Raw genomic sequence first — 7,604 nt, forward strand, 5'->3', positions numbered from 1 at the left:
AGATTAAGGGCATGCCTTTGGAAACAATGGAAGAAAATTAAGACCAAATTTAAGAATCTTAAAAGATTAGGAGTCCCAGAGTATAAGGCATGGCAATACGCTAATACCCGAAAGGGGTACTGGCGTATATCTAATAGTCCTATATTAAATAAGACATTAAATAATCAGTATTGGCTAAATCAAGGATTTAAAACATTCTCTATGCAGTATAAGAAATTGAACTTAACCTAATGAACCGCCGTATACCGAACGGTACGTACGGTGGTGTGAGAGGTCGGTAGATGAATTAATCATCTACCTCCTACTCGATTTGAGAAGTTAATATATTTACAATTGTCGTAAAATAATATACGATAGAAATGTTATAAATTAAAGCTAATGGAGGACTGAAAATGGCAAAAGTGATTTTAAAAAAGCATAGGGATAAGAGGATTTTAAAAGGTCATTTATGGGTTTTTGATAATGAAATAGAACGAATTGAAGGTGATTATGAACCTGGTGATATTGTAGATGTATACAATAGTATAAATAAATTTTTGGGAAGAGGTTATATTAATCCAAAATCTAAAATACGAGTGCGTATTATGACGCGTAAGCAAGAAGAAATAGATAGAGAATTTTTCAAAAAGAGAATTGAAAATGCTTGGGAGTATAGAAAGAGATTGGTTGATACATCTAGCTGTCGTGTTATATTTGGAGAAGCTGACTTTATTCCAGCCCTTATAGTTGATAAGTTTAGTGATTATTTAGTAGTTCAGACTCTTGCACTGGGGATAGATAAATATAAAGATATGATAGTTGAACTTCTTGATGAGATTATAAAGCCAAAGGGAATATTTGAAAGAAATGATGTTCCAGTAAGAGAACTAGAAGGATTAGAGCAAAGAAAGGGATTTTTAAAGGGTACATTTGATACTAAAATTGAAATTGTTGAAAATGGAATAAAGATGGTTGTGGATATAGAAAATGGGCAGAAAACAGGATATTTTTTAGATCAAAGAGAAAATAGAGCTGCTATTAAGCCATTAGTTAAGGATGCTAGAGTATTAGACACATTTACACATACAGGAGGATTTGCATTACATGCGGCGCATTATGGTGCTAAAGAAGTAATAGCTGTCGACATTTCAGAACATGCAATAGACTATGTAAATCAAAATGCAAAATTAAATGGATTTGAGGATAAAATTCAAGGCGTCGTAGGCAATGTTTTCGATGTATTAAGAGATTATCATAAAAATAAAGAAAAATTTGATGTAGTAATATTAGATCCACCGGCATTTTGCAAGTCGCGTTCTGCTTTAGAAGGAGCATATCGAGGATACAAAGAAATTAATTTAAGAGCAATGAAAATAATTAAACCGGGTGGATTTTTGGTTACTTGTTCATGTTCTCATTATATGACTCCTGAATTATTTATGGAGATGATTCAAGATGCAGCAAAAGATGCTAAAAAGACGTTAAGACAGATAGAAGTGCGTACTCAAGCAAAAGACCATCCAATTTTATTAGGTTCAGATGAATCGTTATATTTAAAATGTGTAATTGTGCAGGTTATATAGAGCCAACGAATTTAATTCGTTGGCTCTATTTTAATCTATTTAAAGATGAATAATAAAGTGGTTTTTAGCTGCTTTTGATTGTAAATTCGATATTGTTTAAATTTTATGAAAGATTAAATAAAGTTAACAAAACAAATGTTAAATATTTTTAAAAATAGCCTATAAATCTGTAAAAATACACATTTGTATTAATAGCCCTGAAAAGCGTGGAAAATAAAACCATTGAAAAACAAATAAGCATATTGTACCATGTTAATTGTCGATTTACTGCTAATCCTGTCGAAAATGTTAACATTTCTGTTTGTTCAATTGTTTGAAAATTTAGCTTCTTAAAAAAATTAAAGGTTCCGATTTGCGTTGTATCATAATAAAATGCGTGGGTTTTATCTATGGAATTAGGGACCTTTAATTAAAAATCTATAAGGATAAAGGAGGAAAACGTTATGATAAGAAACAAAAAATTATTTTTAGTAGTAACTTCAATTTTAGTATTAGCTCTCGCTTTGGCTGGATGTGGACAAAAACCGGCTGAAGAAGCTAAAGGACAGAAAGATACGATAGTAGTTGCACAAAGTGCAGATGCAAAATCATTAGACCCACATGCAACAAACGATTCAACATCATCAAATGTAATGACTCAAATTTACGACACATTAGTTTATGCTACAGAAGATATGGAAATACAGCCGGGATTAGCTGAAAGTTGGAATCAAGTAGACGATACAACATGGGAATTCAACATTAGAAAAGGTGTTAAATTCCACAACGGAGAAGAATTAAAAGCGAGTGATGTTAAATTTACATTAGATAGAATGATGAAATCAAGTAAAGTTAGTCATATAGTAGAAGCTATTGATTCAGTAGAGGTAGTTGATGATTATAAAGTTGTTATAAAAACAAAAGAACCATTCAGTCCATTGTTAGCACACTTAGCACATAGTGCAGCAGGGATATTGAATGAAAAAGCCGTAAAAGAAGCTGGTGATAATTACGGACAAAATCCAGTTGGTACTGGTCCATTTAAATTTGTAAGTTGGGAAGCAGGAGACAAAATAACATTAGAGAGATTTGATGATTACTTTAGAGGACCTGCTAAACTAAAAAAAGTGATATTTAGAGTAGTTCCAGAAGGAACAAATAGAACAATAGGATTAGAAACAGGAGAAATTGATATTGCATATGGTATAGAACCAATAGATAAAGATAGAGTAGCAAATCATGAAAACCTACAATTAATTGAAGCACCATCATTAGGTATGTACTATATAGGATTTAACTGTGAAAAAGCTCCATTTGATAATAAACTTGTAAGACAAGCTGTAAGCTATGCTATAAATCCAGATGATATAATCGAAGCCGTTTTAAGTGGTTCAGGATTTAAAGCTAATTCACCAATTGCTCCAGGAGTATTTGGATACAACGATAAATTAAACAGATATGAATACAATCCAGAGAAGGCAAAAGAATTGCTTAAAGAAGCTGGATATGAAAATGGATTTAAGACTGAACTTTGGATAAGCGGTTCATTAGCTAACCAAATAGCACAAATTGTACAGGCTCAATTAAAAGAAATAGGTATAGATGTAAGTATTGAATCTTTAGAGTGGGGTACTTATATAGATAGAACTGCTAAAGGAGAACAAGAAATGTTCTTCTTAGGTTGGACAACAGTTACTGGAGATGCTGACTATGGTTTATATCCACTATTCCACAGTTCAGCAAAAGGTTCAGCAGGTAACAGATCATTCTATGGAAATCCAGAAGTTGATAAGTTATTAGAACAAGGTAAAGTTGCAACAGATATTGAAAAAAGAGAGGAAATATACAAAAAAGCTCAAGAGTTAATTATGGAAGATGCTCCAATATTCCCATTATTCTATAAACTACAAAATGCTGGAACACAAAAATTCATAAAAGGATTCAAACTTCATCCAGCAGGACATCACAAACTATACAATATATATTTTGAATAAAAATTAACTCTTGAAAGTAAAAAGTAGGGCCATATATCGGTCCTGCTTTTACTTTCGGGAGAAACGATGCAGAATTTTAAGACAATTTAAGCAATAAAGGCAATTGCAAAGATATTTTGGAAGGAGGAATATAATGCATAAGTATATACTTCACAGATTGCTTCTGCTTATACCTGTTATTTTAGGTGTAACTTTTATAGTGTATTCAATAATGTATCTAACTCCAGGAGATCCAGCTCAAATCATCCTTGGAGAAAGTGCACCACCTGAAAAGGTTGAACAATTAAGAGAAGAAATGGGACTTAACGATCCTTTCATTGTACAGTATTTCAGATTTATAAAAAATGGTTTGAAAGGTGATTTCGGTAGGTCATATTCTACTAGAAGACCTGTTTTTGAAGAGATATTTGCGAGATTTCCAGCTACTTTAAAACTTACTATAGCAGGGGTATTAGTTGCAATAATAATAGGTATTCCTGTAGGTATTATTTCTGCGACTAAACAGTATTCACTATTTGACAATGTTAGTATGGTTGGAGCATTGCTTGGTGTTTCAATGCCTAACTTCTGGTTTGGATTAATGTTAGTGCTTGTATTTTCGGTTACATTGAAGTGGCTTCCTTCAGGTGGGGATAACGGTTTATCAAGTTTAGTTCTTCCAGCCATAACATTAGGTACAAGTGCAGCAGCATTAATTACTCGTATGACACGTTCTTCAATGCTTGAAGTTATAAGACAAGATTATATCAGAACGGCAAGAGCTAAAGGAGTTTTAGAGAAAAAAGTAATTAACAAACATGCTTTGAAAAATGCATTAATTCCGATTATAACAGTTGTAGGTTTACAATTTGGTTACTTACTAGGCGGTGCTGTTTTAACAGAGACAGTGTTTTCATGGCCCGGAGTAGGTAGATTATTAGTTGATGCAATAAGACAAAAAGATACTCCAATGGTATTGGCTTCAGTTGTTTTCGTATCGGTAACATTTAGTTTTGTAAACTTAATGGTTGATATCTTATATGCATACGTAGACCCAAGAATAAAATCGCAGTATAAATAACATTTGATTCACAATATAAAGGAGGTTAAAGGATGGCAACGGCTAAAAAGAGTAAGAAAAATAAGAAAAGAAGCCAATGGTCAGAAGTTTGGAGAAGACTTAAGAAAAATAAAATGGCAATGGTAGGACTTACTATTTTAACAATAATAGTTTTATTAGCTGTGTTTGCTGATTTTATAGCTGATTATGATGAGGTTGTTATAAAACAAAACTTAAAAGAAAGATTGCAAGGACCTAGTGCAAAGCACTGGTTGGGAACTGATGAATTTGGTAGAGATATTTTTGCAAGATTAATACACGGGGCTAGAGTTTCTTTAAAAGTAGGTATTATATCGGTAGGTATATCTATAATTATTGGTGGTATATTAGGTTCAATAGCAGGTTATTATGGCGGATTAATTGATAATATTATAATGAGAACAATGGATATATTTTTAGCAATACCAAGTATATTATTGGCAATTGCTATAGTATCGGCTCTTGGTCCAAGTTTAATGAATTTAATGATTGCTGTTGGTATTTCATCTGTTCCTTCTTACGCAAGGATAGTTAGAGCTTCAGTATTGTCAATTCGCGATCAGGAGTTTATAGAAGCTGCAAAGGCTATAGGTGCGAGTGATTTAAGAATAGTATTAAAGCATATTATTCCTAATACATTGGCTCCTGTTATAGTTCAAGGTACATTAGGAGTTGCTGGTGCTATTCTTTCAACTGCGGGATTAAGTTTCATAGGATTAGGTATACGTCCACCAGCACCAGAATGGGGAGCTATGTTAGCGGGCGGTAGAGCTTATTTAAGGTACGCTTGGCACGTAACAACTTTCCCAGGTTTAGCTATAATGACTATAATATTGGCGTTAAACTTCTTAGGTGACGGATTAAGAGACGCTTTAGATCCAAGATTAAAACAGTAGTAAGAAGGGAGTGTTATAGATGAGGGAAAATAAGGAACTATTAAATATAGAGAATTTAGCCATACATTATATAACTGATGACGGAACGGTTAAAGCTGTTAACGGTATAAATATAAAGCTCAATAAAGGTGAAACATTAGGATTAGTTGGTGAAACTGGAGCGGGTAAAACTACTACTGCATTAGGTATAATGAGATTAGTTCCAAATCCTCCTGGGGAAATAATGAGTGGAGTAATAGAGTTTGAGGGACGTGATTTACTAAAGATTTCAGAAGAAGAAATGAGAAAAATTAGAGGTAACAAAATATCAATGATATTCCAAGACCCAATGACATCATTAAATCCTGTAATGACAGTTGGAGAGCAGATAGCTGAGGTTATTGAAATACATCAGAATGTTTCAAAACAAGAAGCAATGGAAAAAGCGGGAGAAATGCTTGAGTTAGTTGGAATACCAAAAGCTAGACTTAATGATTATCCACATCAATTCTCAGGCGGTATGAAGCAGAGGGTTATTATAGCTATAGCATTAGCATGTAATCCACAATTATTAATAGCGGATGAACCTACAACAGCTCTTGATGTTACTATTCAAGCTCAAGTATTAGATTTAATGAACAATTTGAAGAATGAATTTAATACGGCAATGATTCTTATAACACATGACCTCGGAGTTGTTGCAGAGGTTTGTGATAAAGTAGCCATTATGTATGCTGGAGAAATTGTTGAAACGGCTTCATTAGAGCAGTTATTTGAAAATCCGAAACATCCTTATACAGTTGGACTATTTGGTTCTATTCCAAAGTTAGACGAAGAAGTAGATAGGTTAAAACCAATTAAGGGATTAATGCCAGATCCAACTAATCTTCCATCAGGATGTAAATTTCACCCAAGATGTCCTTATGCGAAAGATATTTGTACCAAAAAGGAACCAAAGGTTACAGAACTTGAAAATGGACATAAGGTTAAATGTCTTATATACGAAGGATTAGTAGACGTTAAGGAGGTGAAATAATGGCAGATAGAATTCTAGAGGTTAAGAATCTAAAAAAATATTTCAAGACTCCTAAAGGATTACTGCACGCTGTAGACGGCGTTAATTTCTATATAGAAAGAGGAAAGACTCTTGGAGTAGTTGGAGAATCTGGTTGTGGTAAGTCTACAACTGGTAGATTAGTTTTAAGACTATTAGAAGCTACAGATGGAGAGATATTGTTTGAAGGTCAAAATATAAGGAATTTCAATAAAAAACAGCTTAGAAAATTGAGAGAAGAAATGCAGATTATATTCCAAGACCCATTTGCATCATTAAATCCAAGAATGACAGTAAGCGAAATAATAGCAGAACCGCTTATTATACACAAAATTACTAAAAATAGAGCTGAACTAGATAAAAGAGTTTCAAAACTAATGGAAACTGTTGGACTTGCAGAAAGATTAGTTAATGCATATCCTCATGAATTGGATGGTGGTAGAAGGCAGAGAATAGGTATAGCAAGAGCATTAGCATTAAATCCTAAATTCATAGTTTGTGATGAGCCAGTCTCAGCATTAGATGTTTCAATACAGGCACAGGTTTTAAATCTAATGCAAGATTTACAAGATGAACTTGGACTTACTTATATGTTCATAACTCATGATTTATCAGTAGTTAAACATTTCTCTGATGATATTGCGGTTATGTATTTAGGTAAATTAGTTGAAAAGGCAGAATGTAGAGAATTGTTCAACAGACCATATCACCCATATACTAAGGCTTTACTATCTGCTATACCAGTACCAAGCATTAAGAAGAAAAGAGAAAGAATTATTCTTAAAGGAGAAGTGTCTTCACCAATTAATCCTCCACCAGGATGTAGATTTGCAAAGAGATGTCCTTATGCTAAAGACAAGTGTTTCAATCAAGAGCCTAAATTAGTAGATATAGGCAATGAACACTTTGTTGCATGCCATTATGTAAAAGAAATAAATAATATATAAAGCGGCAAATGCCGCTTTATGTTTGTGTGCCGGGCATGCGTAACAACTAGGTGGTGAAAGTCCACTGTGGGGGTTGACCGTGCCAACCACTAGCTAAAGGCAAGGGTGTCCATCG

At 33.4% G+C, this 7,604-nt stretch carries 7 protein-coding genes; all 7 read left to right on the forward strand.

Annotation, left to right across the window (positions count from 1 at the left end; translation table 11 throughout):
* Positions 1–231: hypothetical protein (locus BUB51_RS13365; RefSeq protein ID WP_073197839.1), on the forward strand; the 231-nt coding region annotated here is incomplete at its 5' end.
* Positions 232–392: 161 nt separating this feature from the next.
* Positions 393–1,562 (forward strand): class I SAM-dependent rRNA methyltransferase, encoded by a 1,170-nt coding sequence (locus BUB51_RS11340; protein ID WP_073197841.1) that lies wholly within the window; start codon positions 393–395, stop codon positions 1,560–1,562.
* A 443-nt stretch (positions 1,563–2,005) separates the two neighbouring features.
* A complete protein-coding gene (locus BUB51_RS11345) occupies positions 2,006–3,535 on the forward strand; it encodes a glutathione ABC transporter substrate-binding protein (RefSeq protein WP_073197843.1) in 1,530 nt (509 codons plus the stop codon).
* A gap of 133 nt (positions 3,536–3,668) precedes the next feature.
* Positions 3,669–4,595, forward strand: a complete 927-nt coding sequence (gene nikB, locus BUB51_RS11350) for a nickel ABC transporter permease (RefSeq protein ID WP_073197844.1) — start codon at positions 3,669–3,671, stop codon at positions 4,593–4,595.
* Positions 4,596–4,627: 32 nt separating this feature from the next.
* Complete coding sequence (locus BUB51_RS11355; RefSeq protein ID WP_035163389.1) at positions 4,628–5,509, forward strand: ABC transporter permease; 882 nt, start codon at positions 4,628–4,630, stop codon at positions 5,507–5,509.
* 19 nt (positions 5,510–5,528) lie between these two features.
* Complete coding sequence (locus tag BUB51_RS11360; RefSeq protein ID WP_073197846.1) at positions 5,529–6,524, forward strand: ABC transporter ATP-binding protein; 996 nt, start codon at positions 5,529–5,531, stop codon at positions 6,522–6,524.
* Positions 6,524–7,489: an ABC transporter ATP-binding protein gene (locus BUB51_RS11365; protein WP_073197848.1), complete on the forward strand. Its 966-nt coding sequence runs from the start codon at positions 6,524–6,526 to the stop codon at positions 7,487–7,489. Before BUB51_RS11360 ends, BUB51_RS11365 begins: the two co-directional genes overlap by 1 nt.
* Positions 7,490–7,604: the final 115 nt, after the last annotated feature.

Origin of the sequence: Caloranaerobacter azorensis DSM 13643 (genome assembly GCF_900129995.1) — a bacterium.
Classification (GTDB): Bacteria; Bacillota; Clostridia; order Tissierellales; family Thermohalobacteraceae; genus Caloranaerobacter; species Caloranaerobacter azorensis.